Source organism: Mangrovivirga cuniculi (assembly GCF_005166025.1).
Lineage (GTDB): Bacteria > Bacteroidota > Bacteroidia > Cytophagales > Cyclobacteriaceae > Mangrovivirga > Mangrovivirga cuniculi.
The window spans coordinates 4,030,247-4,056,578 of the sequence record NZ_CP028923.1; the positions used below are offsets into that span (position 1 = coordinate 4,030,247).

The 26,332-nt window shown below is 36.0% G+C and carries 23 protein-coding genes; 9 read left to right on the forward strand and 14 right to left on the reverse strand.

Going from position 1 to position 26,332, the window contains the following annotated elements; all coding sequences use genetic code 11:
- Position 1: 1 nt before the first annotated feature.
- On the reverse strand, positions 2-4,021 hold the full coding sequence (locus DCC35_RS17670; RefSeq protein WP_137092047.1) for an AAA domain-containing protein: 4,020 nt from the start codon (positions 4,019-4,021) through the stop codon (positions 2-4).
- A 44-nt stretch (positions 4,022-4,065) separates the two neighbouring features.
- Complete coding sequence (locus tag DCC35_RS17675) at positions 4,066-4,986, reverse strand: ComEA family DNA-binding protein (RefSeq protein ID WP_137092048.1); 921 nt, start codon at positions 4,984-4,986, stop codon at positions 4,066-4,068.
- A gap of 142 nt (positions 4,987-5,128) precedes the next feature.
- Between DCC35_RS17675 and hemA the strand changes: the two genes are divergently transcribed.
- Genes hemA through DCC35_RS17690 form a run of 3 tightly spaced genes read left to right on the forward strand, consistent with a single transcriptional unit; the run spans position 5,129 to position 8,652 of the window.
- On the forward strand, positions 5,129-6,397 hold the full coding sequence (hemA, locus tag DCC35_RS17680; RefSeq protein WP_137092049.1) for a glutamyl-tRNA reductase: 1,269 nt from the start codon (positions 5,129-5,131) through the stop codon (positions 6,395-6,397).
- A gap of 9 nt (positions 6,398-6,406) precedes the next feature.
- Positions 6,407-8,317, forward strand: coding sequence for a WG repeat-containing protein (locus DCC35_RS17685; protein WP_137092050.1), 1,911 nt, complete (start codon positions 6,407-6,409; stop codon positions 8,315-8,317).
- Positions 8,308-8,652 carry a WG repeat-containing protein gene (locus tag DCC35_RS17690; protein ID WP_137092695.1) on the forward strand — a complete coding sequence of 115 codons (345 nt, stop codon included), beginning with the start codon at positions 8,308-8,310 and terminating at the stop codon, positions 8,650-8,652. Before DCC35_RS17685 ends, DCC35_RS17690 begins: the two co-directional genes overlap by 10 nt.
- 68 nt (positions 8,653-8,720) lie before the next feature.
- Here the strand turns inward: DCC35_RS17690 and floA are convergent, their stop codons facing one another.
- The 3 genes from floA to proS form a co-directional block, all read right to left on the reverse strand.
- Positions 8,721-9,710 (reverse strand): flotillin-like protein FloA, encoded by a 990-nt coding sequence (floA, locus tag DCC35_RS17695; protein WP_137092051.1) that lies wholly within the window; start codon positions 9,708-9,710, stop codon positions 8,721-8,723.
- Between the two features lie 24 nt (positions 9,711-9,734).
- The gene (locus DCC35_RS17700; RefSeq protein ID WP_175402864.1) at positions 9,735-10,208 is read right to left on the reverse strand and encodes an NfeD family protein; all 474 of its coding nucleotides are present in this window, start codon (positions 10,206-10,208) and stop codon (positions 9,735-9,737) included.
- A 126-nt stretch (positions 10,209-10,334) separates the two neighbouring features.
- Positions 10,335-11,810: a proline--tRNA ligase gene (gene proS, locus DCC35_RS17705; protein ID WP_137092053.1), complete on the reverse strand. Its 1,476-nt coding sequence runs from the start codon at positions 11,808-11,810 to the stop codon at positions 10,335-10,337.
- A 137-nt stretch (positions 11,811-11,947) separates the two neighbouring features.
- Between proS and DCC35_RS21935 the strand changes: the two genes are divergently transcribed.
- Together DCC35_RS21935 and DCC35_RS17715 are read left to right on the forward strand one after the other, a co-directional pair.
- The gene (locus DCC35_RS21935) at positions 11,948-13,531 is read left to right on the forward strand and encodes a hypothetical protein (protein ID WP_137092054.1); all 1,584 of its coding nucleotides are present in this window, start codon (positions 11,948-11,950) and stop codon (positions 13,529-13,531) included.
- Between the two features lie 110 nt (positions 13,532-13,641).
- Entirely contained in the window at positions 13,642-15,165 is a 1,524-nt protein-coding gene (locus DCC35_RS17715; RefSeq protein ID WP_137092055.1) for an OmpP1/FadL family transporter, read from the forward strand.
- Between the two features lie 53 nt (positions 15,166-15,218).
- On the opposite strand, the gene DCC35_RS17720 is transcribed toward DCC35_RS17715, so the two are convergent.
- The 5 genes from DCC35_RS17720 to DCC35_RS17740 all read right to left on the reverse strand — a co-directional run bounded on the left by DCC35_RS17720 (position 15,219) and on the right by DCC35_RS17740 (position 19,952).
- Entirely contained in the window at positions 15,219-16,553 is a 1,335-nt protein-coding gene (locus tag DCC35_RS17720) for an N-acetylmuramoyl-L-alanine amidase (protein WP_137092056.1), read from the reverse strand.
- Between the two features lie 60 nt (positions 16,554-16,613).
- The gene (locus DCC35_RS17725) at positions 16,614-17,144 is read right to left on the reverse strand and encodes a shikimate kinase (protein ID WP_137092057.1); all 531 of its coding nucleotides are present in this window, start codon (positions 17,142-17,144) and stop codon (positions 16,614-16,616) included.
- A 6-nt stretch (positions 17,145-17,150) separates the two neighbouring features.
- A complete protein-coding gene (locus tag DCC35_RS17730; RefSeq protein ID WP_137092058.1) occupies positions 17,151-18,206 on the reverse strand; it encodes an ABC transporter permease in 1,056 nt (351 codons plus the stop codon).
- Between the two features lie 86 nt (positions 18,207-18,292).
- Positions 18,293-19,393 carry a BT_3928 family protein gene (locus DCC35_RS17735; protein WP_137092059.1) on the reverse strand — a complete coding sequence of 367 codons (1,101 nt, stop codon included), beginning with the start codon at positions 19,391-19,393 and terminating at the stop codon, positions 18,293-18,295.
- 13 nt (positions 19,394-19,406) lie between these two features.
- The gene (locus DCC35_RS17740) at positions 19,407-19,952 is read right to left on the reverse strand and encodes a DUF1599 domain-containing protein (RefSeq protein WP_137092060.1); all 546 of its coding nucleotides are present in this window, start codon (positions 19,950-19,952) and stop codon (positions 19,407-19,409) included.
- A 45-nt stretch (positions 19,953-19,997) separates the two neighbouring features.
- Here DCC35_RS17740 and folP point away from each other — a divergent pair, with 45 nt between their 5' ends.
- Both folP and cdaA read left to right on the forward strand, forming a co-directional pair.
- Positions 19,998-20,819, forward strand: a complete 822-nt coding sequence (folP, locus tag DCC35_RS17745; RefSeq protein WP_137092061.1) for a dihydropteroate synthase — start codon at positions 19,998-20,000, stop codon at positions 20,817-20,819.
- Positions 20,816-21,691 carry a diadenylate cyclase CdaA gene (gene cdaA / locus DCC35_RS17750; protein WP_137092062.1) on the forward strand — a complete coding sequence of 292 codons (876 nt, stop codon included), beginning with the start codon at positions 20,816-20,818 and terminating at the stop codon, positions 21,689-21,691. Before folP ends, cdaA begins: the two co-directional genes overlap by 4 nt.
- A gap of 66 nt (positions 21,692-21,757) precedes the next feature.
- On the opposite strand, the gene kbl is transcribed toward cdaA, so the two are convergent.
- Together kbl and DCC35_RS17760 are read right to left on the reverse strand one after the other, a co-directional pair.
- Complete coding sequence (gene kbl / locus DCC35_RS17755) at positions 21,758-22,954, reverse strand: glycine C-acetyltransferase (RefSeq protein WP_137092063.1); 1,197 nt, start codon at positions 22,952-22,954, stop codon at positions 21,758-21,760.
- A complete protein-coding gene (locus DCC35_RS17760) occupies positions 22,947-23,609 on the reverse strand; it encodes a hypothetical protein (RefSeq protein WP_137092064.1) in 663 nt (220 codons plus the stop codon). The genes kbl and DCC35_RS17760 overlap by 8 nt, the downstream gene beginning before the upstream one ends.
- A 138-nt stretch (positions 23,610-23,747) precedes the next feature.
- Between DCC35_RS17760 and DCC35_RS17765 the strand changes: the two genes are divergently transcribed.
- Together DCC35_RS17765 and DCC35_RS17770 are read left to right on the forward strand one after the other, a co-directional pair.
- Positions 23,748-24,296 (forward strand): redoxin domain-containing protein, encoded by a 549-nt coding sequence (locus DCC35_RS17765; protein WP_137092065.1) that lies wholly within the window; start codon positions 23,748-23,750, stop codon positions 24,294-24,296.
- 172 nt (positions 24,297-24,468) lie between these two features.
- A complete protein-coding gene (locus DCC35_RS17770; protein ID WP_137092066.1) occupies positions 24,469-25,425 on the forward strand; it encodes an NAD-dependent epimerase/dehydratase family protein in 957 nt (318 codons plus the stop codon).
- 365 nt (positions 25,426-25,790) lie between these two features.
- Here the strand turns inward: DCC35_RS17770 and DCC35_RS17775 are convergent, their stop codons facing one another.
- Positions 25,791-25,994, reverse strand: a complete 204-nt coding sequence (locus DCC35_RS17775; protein ID WP_137092067.1) for a hypothetical protein — start codon at positions 25,992-25,994, stop codon at positions 25,791-25,793.
- Positions 25,995-26,006: 12 nt separating this feature from the next.
- Positions 26,007-26,189 carry a hypothetical protein gene (locus DCC35_RS17780; protein WP_137092068.1) on the reverse strand — a complete coding sequence of 61 codons (183 nt, stop codon included), beginning with the start codon at positions 26,187-26,189 and terminating at the stop codon, positions 26,007-26,009.
- Between the last annotated feature and the right edge of the window lie 143 nt (positions 26,190-26,332).

Sequence of the window (26,332 nt, forward strand, 5' to 3'; positions counted from 1 at the left end):
ATCAGTGAATGATCAGCCTTAATTTATCATTAACCTTTTCTGAATCAAGCCAGTAATTTCTGGAATAGAAATGATTATACTTCCATTCTTTTTCTTTTAATGCAATCGGTAAATAAGCAAACCAGTCTTTACCACTCACCCCTTCATAAAATTGCTGATCATCTGTTAAAATTAAAGCCTCATAATCACCTGATTTTGATATAACTGTTAAGTCAGCAAAAGGCATTTCTTCTTTCAAGACAAATTCATGGGCGTTTTTAGATGATAACTGCTTAAGCTTATCTGTAAGATATACTCCTGATTTGCTTACATCATACTCTATTCGTGAAGGCGTAAATTGTCCATCAGATACTGATTTAGCATACTCCAGGTATTTCTTAAGTAGTTTTGGCCCAGGGAACTTTGAAGTCTTAACCTTTAACTGCTCAGGCAGAATAGAAGTCACAATAATAATTTTTTCTTTTGCACGGGTCACTGCCACATTCAGCCTGTTTTCTCCTCCATCCTGATTTAACAAACCAAACTGCATTTTCATTTTACCTTTGGTATCAGGGGCATAAGCAGTACTGAATATCAAAATATCAGTTTCATCTCCCTGAACATTCTCTATGTTCTTGACAAAATAATCTGACGGTAATCTTTTTCCTTTCATTATCTCGGATTCAATCAGATCATTAATCAGGTCTTGCTGCCTCGCATTAAAAGTCACCACTCCTGCTGTCTTTCCCGGATAATCATCTGGAATGGAGATCAGTAGATCGATCACTTTTTGTGCCTCAATTTCATTTTTATGATCTGACCAGATTCCATCTACCTTAATATAATCAATAGCCCCTTCGTTTTGATTAACATCTTTCAAATTAGGAAGCAGCCTTAAATTATTATTATAAAACTCCTCGTTTGAAAAAGAGATCAGATCAGGAGTTTTACTTCGATAATGTCCTTTTAATTGTACTGAAGGTAAATATCGTTTAGAAAGGTCAAGCAGGGAATCAATATTCAAATCAGGATGATCAAGTTCGTCATCATCCCATCTCACTTTATAAAGATCATGAGGTCGTAATTGCTTTTCATCTCCCGCCACAACTACCTGACTACCTCTGTAAATGGCAGGTAGGCCCTTTTCAACAAAGCACTGACTCGCTTCATCAAAAATCACAAGATCAAAAACCTTCCGATTAAAAGGGAATACCGCGGAAACGGTTTCCGGTGAAGCCAGCCAGCAAGGAAGTAATTTAAAAATCTCCTCTTCAAAATTTTCAATCAATTTCCTGATAGGCCAGATCTTCCGTTTCTTAGTTACCTGATGTTCAAGATCACGGTAAGTAACCCGATTATTTAACCTGTTAAATTCAAGATCTTCATACGTCTTTTCCCTGACATTCAAAAGAGTAATCTCAATGACCAACTCCTGCTTTTTCTTCACCAAATACTGAAGCTCTTTGATCATCTGTTTGAACTTAGTGGTACTGACTAATCTCAATACCGGATATTTTACTTCAATATGCTCTATCCAGGATAGGTAAACCGAATTGAGGAAGATGGCTTCAAAATTTAACTGATCGTCATTTTCTGAGTTTTGAAACTCAACTACCTTATTAAAAACCTCTTTCTCATGTTCTGCAAATGACTCCCAGAGCTTGTCAAATTCACATAAATCATCAAAATCGTCTAAAACTGCTTTTTCAACGTGCTTAATCCTTTCTGGTTCAGACATCAACCTGTTGATTAGCTTTTCTGTGAAAAATTTAGTCCAGTCTGATTTGTATTCAGGAATAACAGCAAACTCTTCAAGCAATTGCTCTAACGTTGCTTTTAATTCTTTATTAGAAATATTCTCAAGGTTAAAGTATTCCTTAAAATTTCGAAGATTTGAAAATTCAATTTTGGCAGTAAGTGCTTTTTTCTGATTAAAAAACCAGGTTTGGAAATTCACCTTTTCATAGGATTCGGGAAGATCACTCAGCCATTTTTTATTTTTAATATCAGAAAGATTATGTTCCAGATTTAATCTGTTGTCTATTTTCTCAACCAGAATATTAAACCCCTCCCTGTCATATTTCAGACCATTAGCAGTTATTACCCTTTTAATAAAAAATTTATCTTTAGAAAATAGTCTCCATCTTATCCACTTAAAAACATTTCTTCTTTTGGTCATCGCTTCTTCCAAAGCTTCCTGGAATCGACCAAGTTCAGATGCTTTTAAAGAGATCTCAGGTCCATACTTTTTAAAACAATCATTGATTATTCTCTCCTTGCCTGATAGCCATTTAAGATCCGATTTTCCATCGTTTGAGTAGTTGACCATTCTGACGAAAGCCCTATAGACCTGCTTACTCTTGATCAGACTCAGTAAGTTTTCTATTTGTTCACCGGAATTATAGATATATTCAGCCTCATGAAATGACAGATCTCTTTTCAACAATGAGTTACTGACATCCTTTATTTTTTGAGCTGCATCTGGCATCTGTTCCAGATATTTCAAAATAGTTTGTCGGTCATGGATCGATAATTTAGAAAAAGACATTCTGGAACTCAACGGATAATTATCCTGAGTGAATTTAGTTCCGAAAGAACGGATAGATTTTGACTTTTGAAGAAACTCCTCTGTCCGCAATTGATCGAATTCCCGATAATATTGCCTCAGATCTATCTTTGGTTTATTAAGATCTGTTTTTAGATATAAATCTTTAATTGACAAACCGAATTCTTCCAGATCGAATAAAGCCGATTTGTATTCCTCAAGTTCTTCATTTATTTGATCAATTCTTCGACAGGTTTGAAGAAAATCTCTCTCAAGCTGAATAGTATCCAGTCCATTATTTAATCTTTCAAATTCCCGAAGATCACTGATAAGTCTATTAATTTTATAATAAATATCTCTCCTGTCCTCTTTAAAATCATGTACTAATGCTGAAAATTCATCTAACCCAATGTCAGACAACCTTTTATATACAACATCAAGAGCAACTCTCTTCTGACATACAACCAGAACATTTTTCCCCCTTGAAATATAATCACTAACCAGATTACATATTAACTGTGATTTACCTGTGCCCGGAGGTCCATGTACAACAACACTATTTCCATTTTTAACAGTTTTAATTGCGTCTTCCTGGAAGGCATCCACCTGGAAAGGTAAAAATAATTCTTCTTCTTTGATGGGAGAATGATATCCCGAAGCAGTTTCTTCATGAAGGATATTCTCAATTTTCTTAGTCATGAAAAATGATTCAACATCTTCATATTCATCTTTTTCTATCCACTTCAAATAGTCAGGAACCTGGTAAGAACCAGTTTGAGGAAACAAACCAAGAATCGCATTCATTTCTAGTTTAATTTCTCCCGGTGATCCGGACTTTTCAATTTCTGGTTTTAATTTTTCCTGAAAGGTTTCCAGTTCTGTAGAAAAAGTTTCCGAATTAAAATTTAATTCAACAGAAGATTCTTTAAGAAGAGAATAAACTTTCGTTTTAAAAGCTATATCGTCTCCAAGGGCATCATCTAGAACCCTTTCCATTAAATTTTCATCGGGTGGCAGATCATTATAATAAGCATATGCAAGGATAAATGCTTTATTCAAAGAGATGGATTCTTCAGACCTGGGCTTTAAATACCATTTATTAGATTCGAGCCAAAGTTTTACAGGGAAATAAATTAACGGTGTCCTTAAATAAGTTCCGTCAGTAAACTTCCCTTCAATAAACGGCCATCCTATATAAAGATCTCTCGCTCCTCTTTCTTCATAGACAAAATTGTCCATTCGCTGCAACTTTCGAAGCCTGCTACTTAGTTCATTACTTTCACCATCCCGAGGATCTATAAACGGGCACAGAAATATCTTTTTATCCTTTTTTATCAGGCCTTCTATTATATCATAAGATTTTCCTTCTGCAGTTACAGTATGAAATTCATGAATATCCAGAAACTGGGCTTTAGGAAGCCTAAGCATTTGCAGCGTTCTATTAGATCCGCTGATATTAGTTAACTTTTTTAGGTATTCACGAAGAAGCGTATTCATGTATAATTGATCTATAAAAAATCGAAAATAACAAAAGTACAGAACTAAAACGTCAGGTAAGGCAAAATCCTTGTAACAGAAGCTGAATCTATCGCATAAATTTTATAAAAATCCTCTTTTCTAAATCCGTCTTTATGTGACTGATAATATGACTTCAATAGTCTAGCCTGTTTAAACGAAAGATATGGATGTGAAGCCAAAGAATCAACCGGAGAATTTTCGATGGAAAATTTCCTGGGATTAAATCCATTATTTATCGTGGCATACTGTAATAATTCCTCTGCAACAGCCTTTTCAAGTCCCCAAACCTCATAAAGTTGATCAGAAGAAATAAAGCCTCCGAGGGAATTTCTGTATTTAATAATTCTCTGACTTAAAACACTACCTATACCATAAATCTGCTTCAGATCTGTTGTATCTGCTTCATTAATATCAAAAGCATAAATCACTTTAGGCTTAAAAGGCTTATATTTTGATTTTGAAGAATCAGAATAATAAGACCTGGTCTTTTTTCTTTTTAGCTTCTGTTTTTGAATGTATGTAGCTTTATAATATGGATGAATCTCATTATACAGACTATCACTCAATCCATATATCTTTTTGAGATCACTTTTCTTATAAAACTTCCCTCCTTTACTTCGATAATTAATTAACCTGTCAGCAAGGTACTCAGGCAATCCGGAGGATATCAATTCCTGCCTTGAAGACACATTTGGATCAAGTGAGTTATTTAGGACCTCAATTTCAGACGGAATTTGTCCGGATGTTACATCAGACGAAACAGAACCTTCAATATATTGATATTCAACATGATAATCGTTACTTTCGAATAAAATATCTCCCCATTTTAAAACAAAAATATAGGAGATCAGTAAAATAGCTAAGAGTAGAAACCCTGAAGCTTCGCTACGGTTAAAATAAAAAGAAGATAAAAGCCTTCTTAAGGTTCGGGTGATAAATCTCATGGTTGATAAAGATATAATTCAGTATTAGGGACGCCTGAAATATGACAAAACTATTTAAATTTGATTTAAATTGTGCGTTTTTACTACATAATTAAGTGATTTTACGTATTGAAATGTATCTTTGCAGGTAGTATTTTTGGTTATGGTGAAAAATTTTAAATCATTAGCATTATCTTATAAAAGCACTCCTTTAGAAATAAGGGAAATGGTTGCTTTATCCGAAAGCGAGATTAAGCAACTATTAGCTCGTTTTAAGGAATTGACTAATGGAGAAGACTTTCTTATTTTAAGTACGTGTAACAGAACTGAATTTTATTACAGTTCTGAAGAAATTCTTAATAATCTCATAATTACAGAATTATCTTTACTTAAAGGCCTGTCCAACTCAAAAAAACTAGCTGAATATTTTGAAACAATCGCAGATAATAATTTAGCTGTTGAAAGATTATTCAGAGTTTCTATGGGGCTTGAAGCCCAGGTAGTTGGCGATATTCAGATATCAAATCAGGTTAAAAGAGCCTACCAATGGTGTGCCGATGAAGAGATGGCTGGTCCGTTCCTTCACAGATTGATGCACACGATATTTTTTACTAATAAAAGAGTAGTTCAGGAAACTCCATTCAGAGATGGAGCAGCAAGTGTATCATATGCATCCAGTGAATTAGTGGAAGACCTTAAAAACACCATGGTTAATCCGACAATACTTGTAGTCGGCCTTGGAGAGATAGGTATTGATGTTTGTAGAAATCTAGCCGGAACTACTGACTGCGAAATTGTAGTGGTAAATCGTACTCAATCAAAAGCCGATGCAATGGCTCTTGAATGCGGTTTCCAAAGTGATAAATTAGAAAACTTGCCCGATCTTGTTGATAAAGCACAAATTATTATTAGCTCTGTCAGTTCACCAGAGCCAATTATAATTCCGGAAATGATCAGGCATTCGGTTATCGCCAAGTATTTTATAGATCTTTCCGTGCCAAGAAGTATCGATACATCTATAGACAATGTATCAGGTTGTATGGTATACGGGATTGATGATATTCAGGCAAAAGCAACAAGTGCTCTTGATCGCAGACTTGAAGCTATCCCACAAGTAGAAGAAATCATCACTGAAAGCATAACCGAATTTAATGATTGGGCGAAAGAAATGGTTGTTTCGCCTACGATCAAAAAATTTAAAAGCGCTCTTGAAGATATTAGAAAAGAAGAGCTATCCCGTTATCTGAAAAAAGCTTCTGAAGAGGAGATGAAAATAGCAGAGCAGATCACAAAAAGTATGATGCAAAAAATCATCAAGCTTCCTGTGATCCAGCTAAAGGCAGCCTGTAAAAGAGGAGAGGCTGATACGCTTATTGATGTGTTGAATGATCTTTTTAACCTGGAAAAAGAAGAACAGAAGAACCTAAAATAGATTTTTTTAATGTCTTATCTTAAAATATTTTTGTTACCGATCGTCATGCTGACTTTCGGTAGCTCTGTCATTTTTGCCAATTACGAAATTTTTAAAAAAGATGGCAAAGAAGGATTGTTAAATCCAGATGGCAAAGTCGTGGTTCCTGCAATGTATGATAAACTAGGCTGGAGTAACGGTTCAACCGAAATTATCGACAACAAATACCTTGGTTATAAAAAGAACAATCGATGGGGCATACTCGAGATCGAAGAGCAATCAGTTCCCGATCCTGTTTATTATTCACTTTATCCAGTCTTTGATGATAACTTTATAGCCGCCAAACCTAACAGTAAATCTGAATTAACTTTTGGTTTAATCAACATCAAAGGAAAAGAGCAAATAGCTTTCGAATATAACTTTCTTGAAGTATCTGCATCAGATGAATATCTGATAGCAACTAAATGGATAGACGGAAAGCAATTTAAAGGAATAGTTGATAAAAAAGGTCGGATTCTTTTATCATTCAAATTTAAATCTATTGTAGAAATAATTGATAATAATTTCATTCTCTCAGAAGATGGAGATTCTTTTTATTGCTATGATCTGGAAGAAAACCTAACAACTTCTGCAGCTTACGATAAAATAAGTGTTTTAAAAGACAGAATCCTTATAGGAAATCACAAGGGGAAAAAAGGTTTGCTTGATTCAAATGGAAGAGCACTGACTGATGTCATTTATTCCTCGATATCAATAAAGGGTAATGAAATCATCCTTCAGGAAAGCAATAGCATCCATATTTTATCAGAACTTAATAAAGAACAAAAATTACTCCTTAATGACAGATTAATACCAATAAAGAACAATAAAGGCTATATAGCTGCATCGGGCAACCAGTGGCAGCTATTAGATGAAAATTTTTCACCAGTTAATAATATCTGGTACGATTCAATAGCTTTTAGTCATTCTGCTAATTATCTGATCCTGAAAAAAGGAAATAAATATGGAGTTGCAGACAAATCATTGAGTGTATTCTCTGATTTCAATTATGATTTCATAGAATCTGCCGGTCACTATTTTGTAGGAGCAAAACATAATGGTCAAGAGTATATCTATACCATATTAAATGAAAGGCTAAACCCTATTAATGGTGAAAAATACGATTCCGTAAGTATCAATGATAATGGTGGGTTCATCGTAAGTAAAAACGGAAAACAGGGATACCTTGATAAAAACGGCAATAAAATCACTGATATTAAGTTCTCTTATGCCGGTCATTTCATGGGCGATCTTGCAAAAGTAAAATACCAGGATACATTCGGAGTAATAAATACTGAAGGTGAATGGGCTTTAATGCCTTACTACTCTTCATTAAAAAGAGTGAACGAGGAAACTTTTATATTCACTAAAAAACAGCAATATGGAGTTTTTAACCTAACAGATGGCATCCAGTTTGAAACTGGAAACAAATTATCAGTTCATCCTGCAGGTATCCTTGAAGAAAGCTCAGAAAAAATTAAAGATCTCTATAAATTAAACGGCAGGAGGTTATTCCCTTACTCCTTTAATGAAATTCAAACCATAAACGACACCTTATTCTATATTTTTAGTGAGAAATATGGACGTTACCTCCTAAATAATAAAAGTGAAAAATATAAAAAACTCGAGAAAGAGATAATTGAATTCGGTGGATTTAGAGATGGTTTTTATTCTGTAAATATCGATGGGCAATGGGGATATGTTGATACGGAAGAAAGACTGAGAATTAGCAATAGATATGATACTGTTGGTCTTTTTTCTCAAAACATGGCTCCAATTATGATATTAAATAAGTGGGGGTATATAAACTTAAGAGAAAATATAGTAATTCAGCCAAGATATGAATCAGTCATCTCACACAACAATCTAATATTAGCTAAAAGAAAAGGTCTTTGGGGCTAATAGACAGAAAAGGAAACGAAATAATCGAGTGTATTTATAATGAGATTACTGGTCTTCCAAATAAAGAACACTATCTGGTCAAAAGAGGAAACTATTCTGGTCTTATCAAGACGGATGGATCCCAATTACTCTTCCCTAAATTTGATAAAATAATCCCTCTTGAAAATGGGGATTACAGAGTCCAAAAAAGAGGTAAATGGGGGATTTACGATTCAAATGGAATAAATATAATTCCCGATATCTATGATGAATTGTATTACGATAAGCAAAATAAGCAGTATGTAGGTATGACAACTGGTAAAAAATCCACAGAGCCAATCGCAAAATATCTTTAAAGAATCCGAGTCATAAAAAAAGCCTTCCGAATCAGATCGGAAGGCTTTTTTATTGCTGATTATATTAATCAATCATCTTTGTCTTTATCCTTACCAGAATCATCCGGTCCGGCAATGGAATTTCTCATATCAGTATCTGATTGAATATTTTTCATTTTATAAAAATCCATGATACCCAGATTCCCCTGCCTGAATGCTTCAGCCATAGCTTTTGGAACTTCAGCTTCAGCTTCAATCACTCGAGCCTGCATCTCCTGAGCTTTAGCTTTCATTTCCTGTTCAACGGCAACAGCCATTGCTCTTCGTTGCTCAGCTCTTGCCTCAGCTACTTTGAGGTCAGCATTTGCCTGATCAATCTGAAGTTTAGCACCGATATTGTCTCCAACATCAATATCAGCCACGTCAATCGATAGAATCTCAAAAGCCGTCCCTGCATCAAGACCTCTTTCCAGTACAAGTTTTGAAATATTATCAGGGTTTTCAAGAACCTCTTTATGTGTTTTAGCCGAACCAATAGAGGTAACGATTCCCTCACCTACACGAGCAAGAATTGTTTCTTCACCGGCTCCACCTACTAATCTTTTAATATTAGCTCTTACTGTTACCCTTGCTTTAGCAATCAACTGAATACCGTCTTTTGCAACTGCAGCCACCGAAGGAGTATTAATTACTTTTGGATTTACAGAAGTTTGAACTGCCTCAAATACATCTCTACCAGCCAGATCGATCGCAGCAGCCTGCTGAAAATCAAGTGCAATATTTGCTTTATCTGCAGATATCAACGCATTGGTCACCTGCGGTACATTACCACCAGCTAGATAATGAGCTTCAAGTTCGTCACGAGTAAGTGATAAGCCTGCTTTACTAGAGGTAATCATTGCATTTACAATAACTGAAGGCGGCACCTTCCTTAACCTCATAAAGAATAACTGGAAAAGGTTAATATAAACCTTTGATAAAAGTGCTGACAACCACAATCCGAAGATCTGGAAAAACATCAGAAAGAATATCAATCCAATGATGGCCAGTACTACATAAACAACGATCATTACATTCATAAAAATACTTATTTAAAAAGGTGTCTATTTTTGTTTTACCATTACTTTTCTTCCTCCTTTTTCAATGGAAATAATTTCAATTGTTTTTCCACTATCCAGGAATTGACCTGCAGAATATACTTCATATCTTTCCCCGTCAAATTCAGCCTCACCTGACGGCCTTAATGCTGAAACTGTCGTTCCGACCTGTCCCACTTTCAATTTTATATCTGCATCACTTCTTATTCTTCCTGATACTGATGAACTGACTGAAAATTTTTGCCAGACCTTCAATTTAAAGGCTAGAAAAACCATCCCGGAAAAGATTAATATTGAGCTCCCCAGGATAATATTACCTGCTGTATCTCCGTGATCGAGATAGGCAATTACAATTCCGGTAACAACAACCCCAAGCCCCAGAAAACCAACAATAGTAGTTCCGGGAATAAAGATAATCTCAGCTGCAATCAGAAGAAATCCTAATAAGATCAACACAAGAACAGGGATCCATTCAGCCATAATCATTTAATTTTTAATAAATGTAAAAAATTTGTATTTGATCCGAAGAAAAAAACAACAAATAAATTCCCAATAAAAAAGGCGACTAAAAAGCCGCCTCTATATTACTAAATTTTTATTTCAGACTTAGTATGCTCTGGCAAAAATAACTCGCTGTTTACTTGGGTTACCAGTATAAATGCATTTCCCCTCTTCCATTTCGTTGTCTAACGGAATACATCGTATTGTTGCCTTAGTTTCATTCTTTATCTTTTCCTCTGTTTCAGATGTTCCATCCCAGTGAGCTTTAATAAACCCACCATTCTCATCAAGAATCTTTTTAAACTCCTCATAAGTATCAGCCTTCCTTATGTTTTCATCTCTGAAACTTCTGGCACGTTCAAAAATACTGTTTTGTATTTCATCCAGCAGATCAGGTATTCTGTTCTCAATCCCCTCAATTTCTACTGTGTTTTTCTCTTTAGTATCTCTTCTCGCCAGCTCAACTGTACCGTTCTCAAGATCTCTGGGGCCAATAGCAATTCTTAAAGGAACTCCTTTCAACTCATATTCAGCAAATTTCCATCCTGGCTTATGAGTATCTCTATCATCAAATTTTACTGAATATCCTTTATCCTGTAAAGCCTTTTTAATCTGGTTAGCCTTTTCAGAAATGGCCTGTAATTGTTCATCCTTTTTATATATAGGAACAATGACAACATGGATCGGAGCAAGGTTTGGAGGCAATACAAGTCCGGCGTCATCACTATGAGCCATTATCAAAGCTCCCATCAAACGAGTACTCACACCCCAGCTGGTTCCCCATACGTGTTCAAGCTTACCATCTTTACCGGTAAACTTCACATCAAAGGCTTTTGCAAAATTCTGTCCTAGAAAATGACTTGTACCAGCCTGAAGAGCTTTACCATCCTGCATAAGTGCTTCAATACAATAAGTCTCAAGAGCACCGGCAAACCTTTCGTTTTCTGATTTTAGTCCTTTAATCACAGGGACACCCATGAAGTTTTCAACAAAATCAGCATAAACATTTATCATTTGCTCGGTTTCTTTGATTGCTTCATCTTTAGTAGCATGGGCCGTATGCCCTTCCTGCCATAAAAATTCTGCAGTTCTCAGAAACAACCTTGTCCTCATTTCCCATCGAACAACATTTGCCCATTGGTTTACCAAAATTGGCAGATCTCTGTATGACTCTACCCAGTTTTTATAAGTATTCCAAATGACTGTCTCCGATGTAGGACGAACTATTAGTTCTTCCTCAAGCTTGGCCTCAGGATCTACAACTACTCCAGAACCATCATCCGCATTTTTTAACCTGTAATGAGTTACTACTGCACATTCCTTTGCAAACCCCTCAACGTGGTCAGCTTCACGACTTAAATAAGATTTTGGTATAAAAAGCGGGAAGTAGGCATTAGTGTGACCAGTATCTTTAAACATTTTATCAAGGGTCTGCTGCATTTTTTCCCAAATGGAAAAACCATACGGTTTTATCACCATACACCCTCTTACGGCCGAATTTTCCGCCAGATCAGCACGTTTTACCAGTTCATTATACCAGGCTGAATAGTCTTCGCTTCTCTTTGGCAGTCCTTTACTCATAAACTTTGGTACGTTTTTTGTGTTATATTAGACAAATAAAATTTGTTTCGGCAAATATAATTCTTTCCGGATAATTATATCCATTATTGCGTCGGAACGTTTATATTAATGAAAATCAATTAAAAGAAGGGGTTATTATGAACCAATATATTTTTACAAGACGATTAGCAATTATAGCATTAGCTATAATAGGCTTTACTGTCGAAGCTCAGGTGGTTGATGATATGTATTTCACACCTGCGGACAGGCAAGAAAAAGCAAAAAAATCTGAGAATAAAAACGTTGAGGCTAAGAACAACCAGAAAGCCAGCCCGGATTATGCAATTTTGCAAAACGGGACAACTGATCAATCATCAACTACTCAGATTAACCCGGATTATTTGGGTAGATATACAAATGAGGTAGTTAGTAATGCCGACACAGACGAGCCGGAATATTACAGAAACACTGAAAACAACCTCAATGTAAATTCTTATAATACCCAGGGTCAAAATACGCAGTATAATGATGCGAATGGAAGAAATCAGGAAGTTTTACGAGATGGTTCCAGAACAATAATTGTAAATAATTATATTCCGACCACCTACGCAAACATGGGTTATCGCTATAACAATGCTTTTTATGATCCATGGTATGATCCGTTTTGGTACGGAAGAACAGGATGGAATTTCAATATGTCAATTGGAATAGGATTCGGATGGGGCTGGAACAACTGGTCTCGACCATGGGGATGGGGTAACCCGTATTATGGTTACGGAGGTTTTTACGATCCTTGGTATGGTGGATACGGTGGATGGAACCGCCCAACCTGGGGATGGGGATACGGCAATAGCTGGTATGCTTATAATAGCGGATTTAACAATGGATACTGGTGTGGATATAATGCTGGTCTTTCAAATAATTACTATAACTACAATAATGGAGATTATTATATAGGAAATAGTCGAGTAGTAGGAACCAGACCTGGAGGATCATCCTCATCAAATGATAGTTATATCTTAAGTCAAAGAAGAACAACTACATCTAGTAGTCGTGATAGAGTGGATAGAAAACCAAATGGAAGATCATCTGCTAATTCAAGGACTGCGAATGCACGTTCTACACGAGCACGAGCTACCAGAGATAACAGACTTGCTTCGTATGACAGAGATTCGTATAGCTCAAGAAATACGTCAAACAGGTCTTCATACACTGCAGGCAGAACTACACTTGCTTCGTCAAGCGATAGGTCTTCTGCAAGAACAAGAGATTACTATAGCAGATCAAACACAAGATCAAGCTATACTCAAAACTCAAGAAATTATAACTCTGAAAGAAGTAGAAATTATAACTCTGACAGGTCTGTGAACAGATCTACTAATAGTGATTACAGAACAAGAACTTATCAGAGATCTAATTCAAATAATTACAACAGAAGTAACAGAACTACTCCTTCTAGAAATTACAATAGAAGTGGAAATTCTAACAGAAACTATCAGAGGTCTACTCCTTCTAGAAACTACAATAGAAGTGGTGGAGGGTCATCCAGAAGCTACAACAGAAGTGGTGGATCATCCAGAAGTAGTGGAGGATCATCTTACCGAAGCTCTGGATCTTCAAGAAGTAGTGGAGGATCATCATACCGAAGCTCATCTTCTAGCAGAAGTTCTTCATCGAGCAGGGGTTCATCTTCTGGCAGAAGTTCATCAAGAAGTAGCAGAGGTGGCGGAAGAGGAAATTAATTGATCAACCCCTGAATTGATTTTAAAAAAAGGTGCTTTACATAATGTCTGACATTAGATAGAGCACCTTTTATTTTATAAACTGATCAACTAACTATTCTATATTCAATATGATTTCTTTAAACAAATTATATCTAACCCTACTTTTTTTAATATTCAGCATTCCCCTTTCAGCACAAACCTATGTTGAAATTGTTGAGAAAGCTGCAAATACAGAAATTAGTGGAACAGCAAGAATGCAGGCTTTGGGAGGAGCACAAGTTTCTCTGGGAGGTGATATAAGTAGTATTTATTCAAATCCTGCAGGACTTGGATTTTTCAATCAAAGTAATTTTGGCCTAACAGGAGGTTTTAACTTTCTTAATTCAAAGGCGAATTTTTACGGTAACGATACTGAGGATAGTGATTTCAGATTTAATACCCCTACCCTTGGAGCTGTCTTCCAAAATGATGGAAAAAGTAATAGTATTATAAAATCACAAGGGTTTGGATTATCTGTTACAAGTACTGCCATATACGACCAGACTGAATATTTCACTGCATCAAATCCTCAAACAGATTTTAGCGGTGATTTTTATGATTATATATACAGCATTTATGATCAAAATTCCTTTAGTCCTGAATTTCAAAACACACTACCAGAACTAGCTTATAATGCGTATCTGGTCGATGAAGATAATCTCGGACTGTATTATATAGAGGGTACTTATTATCCTTCACTTCCCGCATCTATAACCTATTCATCTGATACCAGAGGACAAAACAGTAGTTTTAATCTTGCCTATGGAATAAATATCAATGATAGAGTTTACCTGGGTGCAGGATTGAACTTTAACTTTTACAGCTTCACAACAGAAACATTTTATACTGAAACAAGGAGTGAAGATGCCCTGGCTACATTAAACTATAATCAATTCATCGATGTTAATGGAGGGGGAATTAGCGGGACCTTCGGTATTATTGCCCGTCCGGTAAATAATATGACTGTTGGTCTTTCATACCAGACAAGAACTTCATACAGAATGAATGATTATGCTGAAATTCTCGTTCAGGGAATTTTTAATAATTATGAATATGATACCGGGGAGGAAACGATAATCTTAAACAATGAAACAGCTATACAGGCTTACGAATCAGAATATAGATTTTCTACTCCGGGGAAATTAAGGGTTGGTGCTACATATTTATTTGGCAAAAAGGGATTTATTACTGCGGACGTTGAACATATTAATTACGCTGGTATGAGTCTACGCAGTGGGTCGAATATAGACTTTAGTGATGACAACAATTTCATAGAAAACAACTATGAGTCTGTATGGAACTTTCGAACCGGAATTGAATACCGTCTTTCAAAAGCTTTCTATTTAAGAGGTGGTTATGCCAATTATGCCAGCCCAATGGAAAATGATGAAAATACAGGCGCAACAAGTATTTATAGCGGAGGATTAGGATACAGGAGTAGTAAAGGCTTTTATATAGACCTTACCTATCAAAATAAATCTCAAACAGGCGTGAATAGGTCTCCATTCACAATAGCAGAACCATATGCTACTGACCTTGACAGAAATGCTCCTACAGCTACTATTGACCGATCCACATCTTCAATATTGGTAACCATGGGTAAGGCATTCTAAAAATTTAGTTTAGTATAAAAAGGAGCAGTGAATAATTACTGCTCCTTTTTTTATTACTGATTTTTAGATTGATCAGCCTCTTTATATTTGAGATAATTTTCTATTGCCAGAAAATATGACCTGGCAACTTCTTTTAGCCTTTCGTTCTTTAACAATTGCTCATAAGTTAAGCCTGATCTGGTCAGCTTTTTAATTTCATCTATATTATCCTGATATAAGCTTTCACCATACACCACTGCTCCTTTTACAGCGCGGGTTAGATATAAATTTCTGTGGTAAACTCCTTCCTCCCCTGAATAAATATTAACATACTCAATATGACGCAGACTATTATCTTCCGGCAAAGCTGGTACTCCCAATGTCTCTTCATGGTCATTTATATAAGCACTTGCCAATTCTTCACTGCGATCTATATCATCACTCAATAATAATCTTAAGAAATCGATTCGCTGATCGACTTTTTTTAATTCATTCTGAAGAAAACTTCCAGGAATAAAAGCCATGGCATAATTTTCTTTTGTAGGAGTAGTAAATCCTTTCTTATCACGTGGATTATCTTCCTTCGCATTATAGTGAATTACCACGGTAAGATCTGCTTTGTAATTATTTATCACGTCAGCACGACCAGTAAAATCAAGGTATTTATATAATTTAAAAAAAGCATTTTTTGGTCCCGGATCAGCTTTCAGACTTTTACACATGCTTTCAGGTAGTTCATCATTACCACAGATTTCATCTCTTACCCTAATAAAATCCTCTTTATACCATTTATCAAAGCTTTTCCCAACAGCTGACTCACCCTGAACTCTGGTCAACTTCACGCTTGCCAGTTCATTTTCCAGCATTTCTCTTAAAATTTCAGCAGTTGCATAGGTAAGTTGGGCTTCATAAAAGAATAAATCCTTTCTTTGACCTATCTCATTTCCTTTTATTTTTAGAAACTTAGCTTCTTGTTTTGCTTCCCTTTCATTACCGGCAAAGTGTCCCGGGTCAATGGCTACGCGCAGACCTGCAAACCGCGTTGGTCTGTCTAAGGAAAACTCATCGTATTTTTCGGCAATGGATTTTGGAAAAGCTGAAGTCCCTTTTCTTTGATAAAAATCAATAGCTTCTTCTCTCGAAGCATTATAGATAATCTTTAGAAAGAGGGGTATTTCAGTGTAATACAATCTAAATTCAGGAGGTCTTCCTGTTCTTTTATCAGATGGGTGTTCAAAAACCTCTAAATAATTTTCTTCAAAATTGAAATGATTTTTAAGGCTTTCATGTTTGATCAGTTTGGGGAGATGCCTCTCAATTCTCTTCTTATATAATTCAACATCAACATCCTGGGCAGTTCCATTAACAGTAAACAGAAACACAGTGAGTAATAGTGCAAAAAACCTCATAGTGAGTAAATTTTGATTTGACAAGTAGAATATTTTTTAAAAATATATCAGAATATAAAATTATTGTCTGATTTCTGAAAGAATTAAATCAGCAATTTCTATTTCAGTTAATCTTCCGGTATCCACAATTAAATGTGCATTTTCATAATATGAACTTCGGTCTCTTAAAAGAGCTTTATATTTAGATTCTATATCAACTGCATTAAAAAGTGGTCGGTTATCCTTTTCAGTCAAATTGCTTTCTATTCTTTTAACCAAAACATCAATATCTGTTTTGAGGTATACCAACAAACCAGTGCTTTTCAGAAGCCTTATATTATCATTATAACAAGGAGTTCCACCACCGGTTGATATTACAGTCCCGGTTACAAATTTATCTGAAAGTATTTCCAAAGCATGTGTTTCCAGGTCCCGGAAGTAGTTTTCACCTTTTACTGCAAATATTTCTTTTATCGAGGTTTTCTCATTTTTCTCGATCCATTCATCAAGATCGATAAAATCACAATCAAGTTTGCTGCTTAATACTTTACCTACAGATGATTTACCTGAACCAGGCAATCCTATCAGATAAATCAGGCGTGAAAACTCCATAAATTTTTAGCTTATTCTTACCCTAGGATCTATTAAGGCATATAATGCATCCACCAGAATATTTACAAAAACGAAGATCAATGCAATTATCAAAACCGCCCCCATTACTACAGGGAAATCGAGACTTTCTACAGCTTTAATGGTGACGTAACCAAAACCTTTCCAGTCGAATACCAGCTCGACAAAGAAAGCACCGGCCATTAAGGAAGCCAACCAACCTGAAACTGCTGTAATCACAGGGTTTAAAGCATTTTTTAAGGCATGTTTTATAAGTACCTTCTTATAAGGCAATCCTTTTGAATATGCAGTTCTAATATAATCCTGCTTTAAGACATCAAGCATACTACTTCTAGTAAGCTGCATTATAATAGCAAGAGGCCTGATCCCAAGTGTAAATGCAGGGAGTACAAGATTTTTTAAATTTAGTGTTTTTCCTCCGAAAGGACTGTAGTCATATAGTTGTCCTGTTAGCCCTAAACCAGTCCAGTCAGCCAGGTAATAACCGAAAATCATCGATATAATTATTGCTGCCACGAAAGATGGCAGGGAAATACCAAGAACAGAGCCCGCTACCAGAAAATTATCCAGAAACTTATGCTGATTGACTGCTGAGATGACGCCTATAGCTATTCCAAAAATCGTAGCAAAGGCCATTGCTGCCAGTGCAAGCCAAATAGTTGGTTCGAGATTTTCCATTAGAAGCTCTCCTACCCTTTTATTGGTTTGGAATGATCGTCGTAAATACGGAGCTTTCAATACTAAAACATCGTCCCCGAGGTTTATCAATTCGGTATACTCGTATTTATCCTGATTTTGAGGAGTGTCTTCATGGATAGAAATTGGAGAAAGATCTTTTAGATAAAGATAAAACTGAACAGGTAATGGTTTATCAAGACCAAATTCTTTATTAATCGCTTCAATGGTAGTTATATCAGATCGCTTTCCAGCAACCATTCTCGCAGGGTCTCCTGGTAAGAGATGAAAAAGGAAAAACACAATTACTGTCACCCCCATCATAACCAGCAAGCCGTATCCTAATCTTCTACCTATGAACTTAAGCATTAAAAAAATTATCTTTGAATGATTATCAGATGGCTAAAATAGTCGAAATTAATTCGTTATTAAAGCCAATGTAGTAAAAAACACCTCTAATCAATTAAACTATGGATATCCGCAGGAGATGGAGTGTCATTATGATGCCATTTCCCTTTCACTACACCATTTTGAAGCAGCATTATTCCAGGATTTGACCTGATCATTGCTTTTAAAACGGTGTGATCAGTGAAGTAATATGGAACACCTAATTGTACTTCATGCCTGAATTTATCAAATTCACCCGGACCAACTGCAGTTAACACCATTGGTTCTATGCCCGGCTTCAATCCTGAAAGAAGGCTATTTATTTGAGAATAAGCTTCTTTATCTGTCTTTTCAAGGCTTTCAATAATGATCAGTAATTTTATACCTTCAAAGGTTCTTTGTGTCGCATCATCTCCAGTTATTGATTCAACGCTATAATCTGTAATTTCCGGCTCAGATTCATCTTTATTGATCACCTCATTTGAAACATACTCATACCCTTCGTCCTGAATATATTTTTGAGACTTAATCTCTTCTCCGTCTTTAATAAAAGTATATTCAAATATTGGATCCTCCGCCGGTTGCATATTTTCAGAAATACTCTCTCCTACAGCATATGGACGAAAATCGATATAGGGCAAATGATTTATTGCATAAATTCCTACAATGGTAAAAATCACAGTAGAAATTATTAAAATCGCATTTGCAGTAAATGACCTGAACATTTTGACAAAGTCCTTTCTATTAAAGAACAACCACAAAGACATAATCAGAAGGACAATATCTTTGTAAAAAGATTCCCACGGAGTCAGTGGAATTGCATCTCCAAAACACCCGCAATCAGTCACCTTATCAAAATATGCAGAATAGAATGTGAGAAAAGTGAAAAACAGGATCATAGCCAGCAATACCTTAGTGGTAAATTGCATCTTATAATTGATCAGCAAGGCTATTCCAACCAGGATTTCAAAAATGATAATGATAAAAGCAATTGGCAAGGCTGCCGGTACCAGGTAGATAAAAGGATCGAAAAAATCCTCGGCAAATACCTGAAAATACTCAGTCATTTTAATCGCAGTTCCCTGAGGATCATTTAGTTTGACCAGGCCTGAAAAAACAAACAGGGCACCTACGAAAATTCTAAACAGATTATTTATAAAAGTTTTCATAAAGAAAAAAATATCATTTTACAAACCCACTTAATATAAGAGCAAAAACTGAATAATTAAGCATATCCTGGTAATTAGCGGAAACTCCTTCAGACACAAGGGTCTGTCCCTCATTATCTTCAATTTGCTTTACCCTATATACCTTCATTAAAATAATATCGGTAATTGAAGATACTCTCATATCACGCCAGGCTTCTCCATAATCGTGATTTTTACGCTGAAGCAATTCTAACGTTTCATTTGCATACTTATCGTATAATTCCATCAGTTCTTCAGCAGGAATCTCTATTCGTTCATCTTTAGCCAATCCCAACTGAACCATAGCTATTATACTATAATTTATTATTGCAACAAATTCATCTTCAATTGCTTCATTGATTTGCTGCATGCCTTTATCCTGAATCGAACGAATACGATTTATTTTTATATAAATTTGATCAGTAATAGAAGGCATACGCATAATTCGCCATGCTGTACCGTAGTCTTTAGCTTTTTTTTCAAAAAGCTCCCGGCAATGAGAAATCACTTGTTGGTATTGATGTATGGTTTTTTCTTCCAAAACTCCGAATTTTGTTCAACGGCGAAAGATAATAATTTTAGAATAATGACACTTAACATAAAGGGAAAACTATTTGAATTATCCTCACCCATAGTGATGGGAATAATTAATCTGACTTCAGATTCTTTTTACAAAGACAGCAGGACAGATGAAAGTTCTTTATTGGAAAAGGCTGGAAAAATGATCAGTGAGGGGGCAAAAATTCTTGACCTGGGAGCCTATAGCACCCGCCCGGGAGCTCCTGATGTTCCTTTAGATCTGGAAATGCAAAGAATAGAATCTGCCATAAAAATCCTTAAGGCACATTATCCGGATACGATTTTATCTATTGACACTTTTCGGAGCGAGGTGGCCAGTCGTTCCCTGAATTTGGGAGCTGATATAATAAATGATGTATCAGGCGGAGATGCTGATGAAAATATGCATGATGTGATCAAAGAAAAAAATGCTCCATATATCGTTATGCATATGAGAGGAACACCTCAAACAATGAAATCTCTGACAGACTATGAAAATGTCACGAGAGAGGTTTGCTATTCACTTGCTGAGAAGGTAAAAAATCTCCGGGAATCGGGAGTTACGGATATCATAATAGACCCCGGATTTGGATTTGCAAAAACACTCGAACAAAATTATGAAATGCTCAAAAATTTGGCTTATTTTAAGGAAATTGGAGTTCCTTTACTCGTAGGCGTCTCCAGAAAATCCATGATACACAAGCCATTAGGAATAAATGCTGACTCGGCTCTAAACGGAACCACGGCAATTAATATGGTAGCATTGGAAAGAGGGGCAAATATCCTAAGAGTACACGACGTCAAGGAGGCAGTCGAATGCGTTAAACTTTTTAACCTGATAAACACTTGAACTTATTGTTTAAAATCGGATTTCTGAACATTAGCTGGATAGATGTTATTGATATCTTCCTGGTTGCTGTTCTTATGTATCAGCTTTATAAGCTGATGAAGGGATCTGTTGCTGTAAGAGTGTTTTTAGGGTTCCTTTCTTTATATCTGATCTACCTGGTAGTTCGAGCCTCAGGAATGGAGTTGCTTTCGTCTATTCTCGGAGAATTTATGGGTGTTGGAGTACTTGCTGTTATTATTTTATTTCAGCAGGAAATCAGAAAGTTCCTCCTTATCATAGGTCGAAGTACAGCGTTTAATCGAGAATCTTTTCTCGAATTGCTGGGAATAAAAAATAAAAAAGAAGTATTCAGCTTAAATGTTTCTGCAGTTGTCGAAGCTGCTAAAACGCTGGGTGGTTCCAATACCGGAGCTCTAATCGTTTTCTCCAGGAATTCAGAACTTAAATTCTACTCAGAATCGGGTGATATGATGGATGCGATCATATCCAAAAGAATACTACTTTCAATATTTAATAAATATAGCCCATTACATGATGGTGCCGTCATAATCTACAATGGCCGTGTAAAAGCTGCCAGATGCATATTACCTGTTACCGAGCAAACTCTTCCGGCTCAATTTGGGTTACGACACAGGGCAGCTATCGGAATGAGCGAAAACACAGATACCCTGGTATTGATAATTTCAGAAGAAACAGGTCAGTTATCTCTTGCCCGTGGCGGTAAAATTGACCATAATCTCTCTCCCCAGGAAATAAGAAAGAGAATTAATGAGTATTATCACACTGTCGAACCTTCACTTGACCAGGTAATAACCAAACAAGTCGAAGAGGATAAAAAGAAAAGAAAGAAGAAAAAACAACAGAATCATTAGAAGAAACCTCATAAAAAAAGCCTTCGTTAAAAAAACAAAGGCTTTTTTTTATTTATAATCAGATTATTATTTAATCACTTCCAGATCCTTACCGATCTTAATAAATGCGTTAATCGCCGTATCCAAATGGGCTTTTTCATGTGCGGCAGAAACCTGGACTCTTATTCTCGCCTGACCTTTTGGTACTACAGGATAATAAAACCCTATCACATAAATACCTTCATCAAGAAGTCTTTCTGCCATTTTTTGAGCTAATGGAGCATCGTATAACATGATTGGTACGATCGGATGCTCGCCTGGTTTTATGTCAAAACCGGCCTCAGTCATCTTTTCCCTGAAATATTTAGTATTATCTTCCAGTTTATCTCTTAACTCTGTCGTTTCTGTTAACAAATCAAAAACAGCTATTGACGCACCAACAATTGCAGGAGCCAGAGTATTACTGAATAAATAAGGTCTTGATTTCTGACGAAGCATTTCAATAATTTCCTTTCGCCCTGAAGTAAACCCACCCATGGCTCCTCCTAATGCTTTACCAAGTGTACCAGTGATTATGTCTATTCTTCCCATACAATCAGTATGTTCATGAACGCCACGGCCAGTTTTACCCATAAAACCTGTTGAATGACACTCATCAGACATCACCATCGCACCATATTTTTCGGCCAGGTCACAGATCTTATCAAGTTGAGCAATAGTACCATCCATTGAAAACACACCATCAGTAACGATGACCTTATGTCTGGCCCCTTGCTCTACTGCTGACTTTAATTGCTTTTCAAGATCCTCCATATCATTGTGCTGGTAACGAAAGCGCATTGCTTTACACAACCTGACACCATCAATAATTGAAGCGTGATTTAATGCATCAGAGATTATAGCATCTTCTTTACCAAGAATCGGTTCAAACACACCTCCGTTTGCATCAAAGGCTGCAGCATATAAGATCGTATCTTCAGTGCCAAGAAATTCGGAGATCTTTCTTTCCAGCTCTTTATGAATATCCTGTGTTCCACAAATAAATCTTACGGATGACATTCCATATCCATGGCTATCAAGCGTATTATGTGCAGCTTCAAGTATCTTAGGATGAGATGACAACCCCAGGTAATTATTTGCACAAAAGTTAATAACTTCTCTACCCTGGTCTGTCTTTATTTCGGCTCCCTGGGGAGTTGTTATTACTCTTTCAGTTTTATACAATCCTGAGTCTTTCAACTCTTGAATTTGCTGCTGTAATTCTTCTTTCAATGAATCAAACATCGTTATCGTCTTTATTTGGTCTTTTAATTTTGGGTTTCTTCATTACTGGCCTTGGCATTTTTTTGCTTTTGGCTTTTGTTTCATCAGCTTTAGTTTCGCCGGCCTGATCACCGCTCTTCTCAGTTTTCTTTTTCATTACCGGTTTAACCATCTTAGCTTTTTTAGGGTTTACCTTCTTAGTAGCTTCATTTTCTTTATCGGCTTCCTTCTCCTTATCAATGGTTTTTTTTGGTTTTATAACCGGCCTGGGTTTTTGAGTCGCTTTAGCCTGAGTAGTCTCCGATTCATCTTTCTTTTTAGACTTTATAATCGGTTTAGGCCTTACCGCTTTTGGTTTTACAGCCTTTACATCTGTTGTATCAACCGATTCATCAGCCTTTTTAACTTTAGGTTTGATAACGGCTTTCTTTCCAACAACCTTTGCTGCAACAGAAGGTTTTGCAAGAGGCTTTTTTGGCTTTTCAGGTTTGGGGATTTCTCCTTCGTAGGGATGAGCCCGCCTGATTTTATTTATTCGGAAAAGTTTTTGCCTGACAAAGCTATTCGGATGAACATATCCATAAAGGATCTCCCACGAATGAAATAAACTGGGATCAGCTTTTTTCAAACTTTCAGGGTCTATTCGCTTTGTTTTAAGGAATGAACTGAAATCCATAGCACAAATATAACCGACTAAATTCAAAAGCGTAAGAAGATTCGTTTTTATCTGCCAGCTGACATATGTGCTTTTTTTAAATATATAGAGGCAACCATTTAACCTAATTATTTGTATTAGTAATAAAACAATTTTTTTATGCTTGAGACAAAAGTAATTGCTCCATTTTTTAAGGAGATCGATGTTTTCGACCGGGAAATAGATATTGATAATTATAAAGGTAAAAAAACTCTAATTGCCTTTTTCAGACATGCCGGATGTCCTTTTTGCAATCTAAGAGTTCACACCTTAACAAAGCTTCACGAAGAAATGAATGATCCGAATTTTAAAATGATCTTTTTCTTCGAATCAAAAAGAAACGTTATTGAAAGAAGTACTTTTCACCAGGGAGTCTCTCCTATTCCAATTATTTCAGACCCTGAAAAGATTATTTATGGAAAATATGGTCTGGAACCTTCGGGAAAAAATTCTGCGATAAGTCACGTCACTTCATTTGTTCAGACTGCATTTAAAGCAAAGATGAAAAATCTACCCATGGGTATGCCTACAGAAGGCGAATCTTTGAGTACCATGCCTGCAGAATTTCTGGTAGATGAAAACCTCACACTTATACATGTGCATTACTCACAAAGATTGAATGACAGAATGAAATTAGATCATATTCGGGATTTTATTTCAGGGAATTAATAAAATACGATTGGTGATTTTGCACAAACGTGAAAAAGGGAAATTTTAAATCAACATTTAATCACCTCATATTTAAATAAGGAGCGAAATTTCAGTCAATAAATATAAAATCTTTAACATGGAGTTTTTTTAGCGACTCATTATTAATAATTTCGCAAAAAAAATTGCTTCAATGACTAAGATTTTGGTAATCGGATCCCTGGGACAGCTCGGTACAGAATTGGTAATGGGATTGCAGGAAGAATACGGAAGAGACAATGTTATTGCATCTGACCTGAAACCGTCTGCTGAAGTAGATGGAGATTTTATCTACGAACAGCTGGACGTGATGGATAAAGATAGATTGATCAGTTTAGTAGAAAAATACAGGATTAATCACATTTATCATCTTGCTGCCATCTTGAGTGCCAAAGGCGAAAAAGACCCTCAATGGGCGTGGGATTTAAATATGGGGAGTTTATTTAATGTCCTCGATCTGGCCAAAAACATTGATCATGTAAACAGAATTTACTGGCCAAGCTCTATTGCAGTCTTCGGTCCGGATACACCTAAAATAAATACCCCTCAACTTACAGTTACTAATCCAACAACTGTCTATGGTATCAGTAAACTAGCCGGTGAACAGTGGTGTCAATATTATTTTGAAAAATATGGAGTGGATGTCAGAAGTATACGGTACCCAGGCTTGATTGGCTATAAATCATTACCAGGAGGTGGAACCACTGATTATGCTGTCGATATATATTACAAAGCCTTAGCAGATGAAAAATTCGAGTGCTTCCTGGATAAGGATAGTGCGCTTCCTATGATGTATATGCCGGATGCAGTAAGGGCTACCATTGAACTTATGAAGGCAGAACCTTCAAGGGTGAAAGTAAGAAGCAGCTATAACCTGTCAGCCATATCTTTTACTCCAGAAAAAATATTTGAAAGTATAAAAAAATTCAAACCCGATTTTGAAATTGAATACAAGCCGGATTTCAGACAGGAAATTGCCGATAGCTGGCCCGATAGCATCGATGATTCTTGTGCGAGAAATGATTGGGGATGGAAACCGGAGTTTGATTTAGATCGAATGACAGAGGATATTCTAAAAAATTTAGAAATTTTGCTCGAATCAAAGAAATAATCAGAACCTTATCAAGGTACAAATCGTATATATAAGTACTTAAACAGTGCAAATAGTTGGTATTAGCCCTGGCGGAATTTTTTTCGTCAGGGTTTTTTATTTTTTTGAATCTGCTTTGAGTTTATTGAGCGATTTTAATCATCCAGCCGCGAAACTTTAAGGATATAATAGCACATAGGTGGTAGATTAAACAAAAGCAAACACCTATACTAAAAGTATTGATTTACCCATAGTACTATTTTCCAGCATAGGATTTGTCAACACTGCATTTCCCGATATTCGGGACAGGCTAAGTTACGGCCTAACGGCCACTCGAATGCTTAGTTATTGGTTTGCGTTTTATTTTTCCTTTTATACATCTCGAATTAATAAACAGTTAACCCAACTCCGCCATGGACGTATATAGAGTCTCTTTTATTGATTAAATTTCTCTTAGTATAATGCCAATTCTCGTAAGGCCCATTTTCAACTGTGATTTTTGTTCCGTTTACAAAAGAGATCCAAAGATTCCCCTCTGTATCGGCAATGGCTTCTTTTATCTCTTCACCAAACTGGTCGTAAAAGAACATTAAACACTCTTTTTAATTTGGATGAAGTTTTGATTCTTGATTAAACTGGTCGACAATGAAATCGTTGTGAAGGTCTAAAAAGCTTTTTTCGCGGTCGTTGAATACCAAACGCAAAAGTCCATCGAAAACGATCTGTTCGATACATAGTCCACCTATGGGTAATTCAAGATATCTCCCTTTTTTCTTTAGTTCCATTTTCTAATGCAAGCTAACGTTTAGTATATGCAAAGTAGGCAATTGCGGGCTTTAAAGTTATCAAACCGTCACAATTTTTAAGTGGGCTTTAACCCTTGAATTTACTGATATTCGCCTTTTTTACATATACAGTGTTGTGTATA

What these genes read in the sequence shown, in the direction of transcription:
- DCC35_RS17670 (WP_137092047.1), bottom strand. Translation starts at nt 4,021, where the DNA reads ATGAATACGCTTCTTCGTGAATACCTAAAAAAGTTAACTAATATCAGC.
- DCC35_RS17675 (WP_137092048.1), bottom strand. Translation starts at nt 4,986, where the DNA reads ATGAGATTTATCACCCGAACCTTAAGAAGGCTTTTATCTTCTTTTTAT.
- hemA (WP_137092049.1), top strand. Translation starts at nt 5,129, where the DNA reads ATGGTGAAAAATTTTAAATCATTAGCATTATCTTATAAAAGCACTCCT.
- DCC35_RS17685 (WP_137092050.1), top strand. Translation starts at nt 6,407, where the DNA reads ATGTCTTATCTTAAAATATTTTTGTTACCGATCGTCATGCTGACTTTC.
- floA (WP_137092051.1), bottom strand. Translation starts at nt 9,710, where the DNA reads ATGAATGTAATGATCGTTGTTTATGTAGTACTGGCCATCATTGGATTG.
- DCC35_RS17700 (WP_175402864.1), bottom strand. Translation starts at nt 10,208, where the DNA reads ATGGCTGAATGGATCCCTGTTCTTGTGTTGATCTTATTAGGATTTCTT.
- proS (WP_137092053.1), bottom strand. Translation starts at nt 11,810, where the DNA reads ATGAGTAAAGGACTGCCAAAGAGAAGCGAAGACTATTCAGCCTGGTAT.
- DCC35_RS21935 (WP_137092054.1), top strand. Translation starts at nt 11,948, where the DNA reads ATGAACCAATATATTTTTACAAGACGATTAGCAATTATAGCATTAGCT.
- DCC35_RS17715 (WP_137092055.1), top strand. Translation starts at nt 13,642, where the DNA reads ATGATTTCTTTAAACAAATTATATCTAACCCTACTTTTTTTAATATTC.
- DCC35_RS17720 (WP_137092056.1), bottom strand. Translation starts at nt 16,553, where the DNA reads ATGAGGTTTTTTGCACTATTACTCACTGTGTTTCTGTTTACTGTTAAT.
- DCC35_RS17725 (WP_137092057.1), bottom strand. Translation starts at nt 17,144, where the DNA reads ATGGAGTTTTCACGCCTGATTTATCTGATAGGATTGCCTGGTTCAGGT.
- DCC35_RS17730 (WP_137092058.1), bottom strand. Translation starts at nt 18,206, where the DNA reads ATGCTTAAGTTCATAGGTAGAAGATTAGGATACGGCTTGCTGGTTATG.
- DCC35_RS17735 (WP_137092059.1), bottom strand. Translation starts at nt 19,393, where the DNA reads ATGAAAACTTTTATAAATAATCTGTTTAGAATTTTCGTAGGTGCCCTG.
- folP (WP_137092061.1), top strand. Translation starts at nt 19,998, where the DNA reads ATGACACTTAACATAAAGGGAAAACTATTTGAATTATCCTCACCCATA.
- kbl (WP_137092063.1), bottom strand. Translation starts at nt 22,954, where the DNA reads ATGTTTGATTCATTGAAAGAAGAATTACAGCAGCAAATTCAAGAGTTG.
- DCC35_RS17760 (WP_137092064.1), bottom strand. Translation starts at nt 23,609, where the DNA reads ATGGATTTCAGTTCATTCCTTAAAACAAAGCGAATAGACCCTGAAAGT.
- DCC35_RS17765 (WP_137092065.1), top strand. Translation starts at nt 23,748, where the DNA reads ATGCTTGAGACAAAAGTAATTGCTCCATTTTTTAAGGAGATCGATGTT.
- DCC35_RS17770 (WP_137092066.1), top strand. Translation starts at nt 24,469, where the DNA reads ATGACTAAGATTTTGGTAATCGGATCCCTGGGACAGCTCGGTACAGAA.
- DCC35_RS17775 (WP_137092067.1), bottom strand. Translation starts at nt 25,994, where the DNA reads ATGTTCTTTTACGACCAGTTTGGTGAAGAGATAAAAGAAGCCATTGCC.
- DCC35_RS17780 (WP_137092068.1), bottom strand. Translation starts at nt 26,189, where the DNA reads ATGGAACTAAAGAAAAAAGGGAGATATCTTGAATTACCCATAGGTGGA.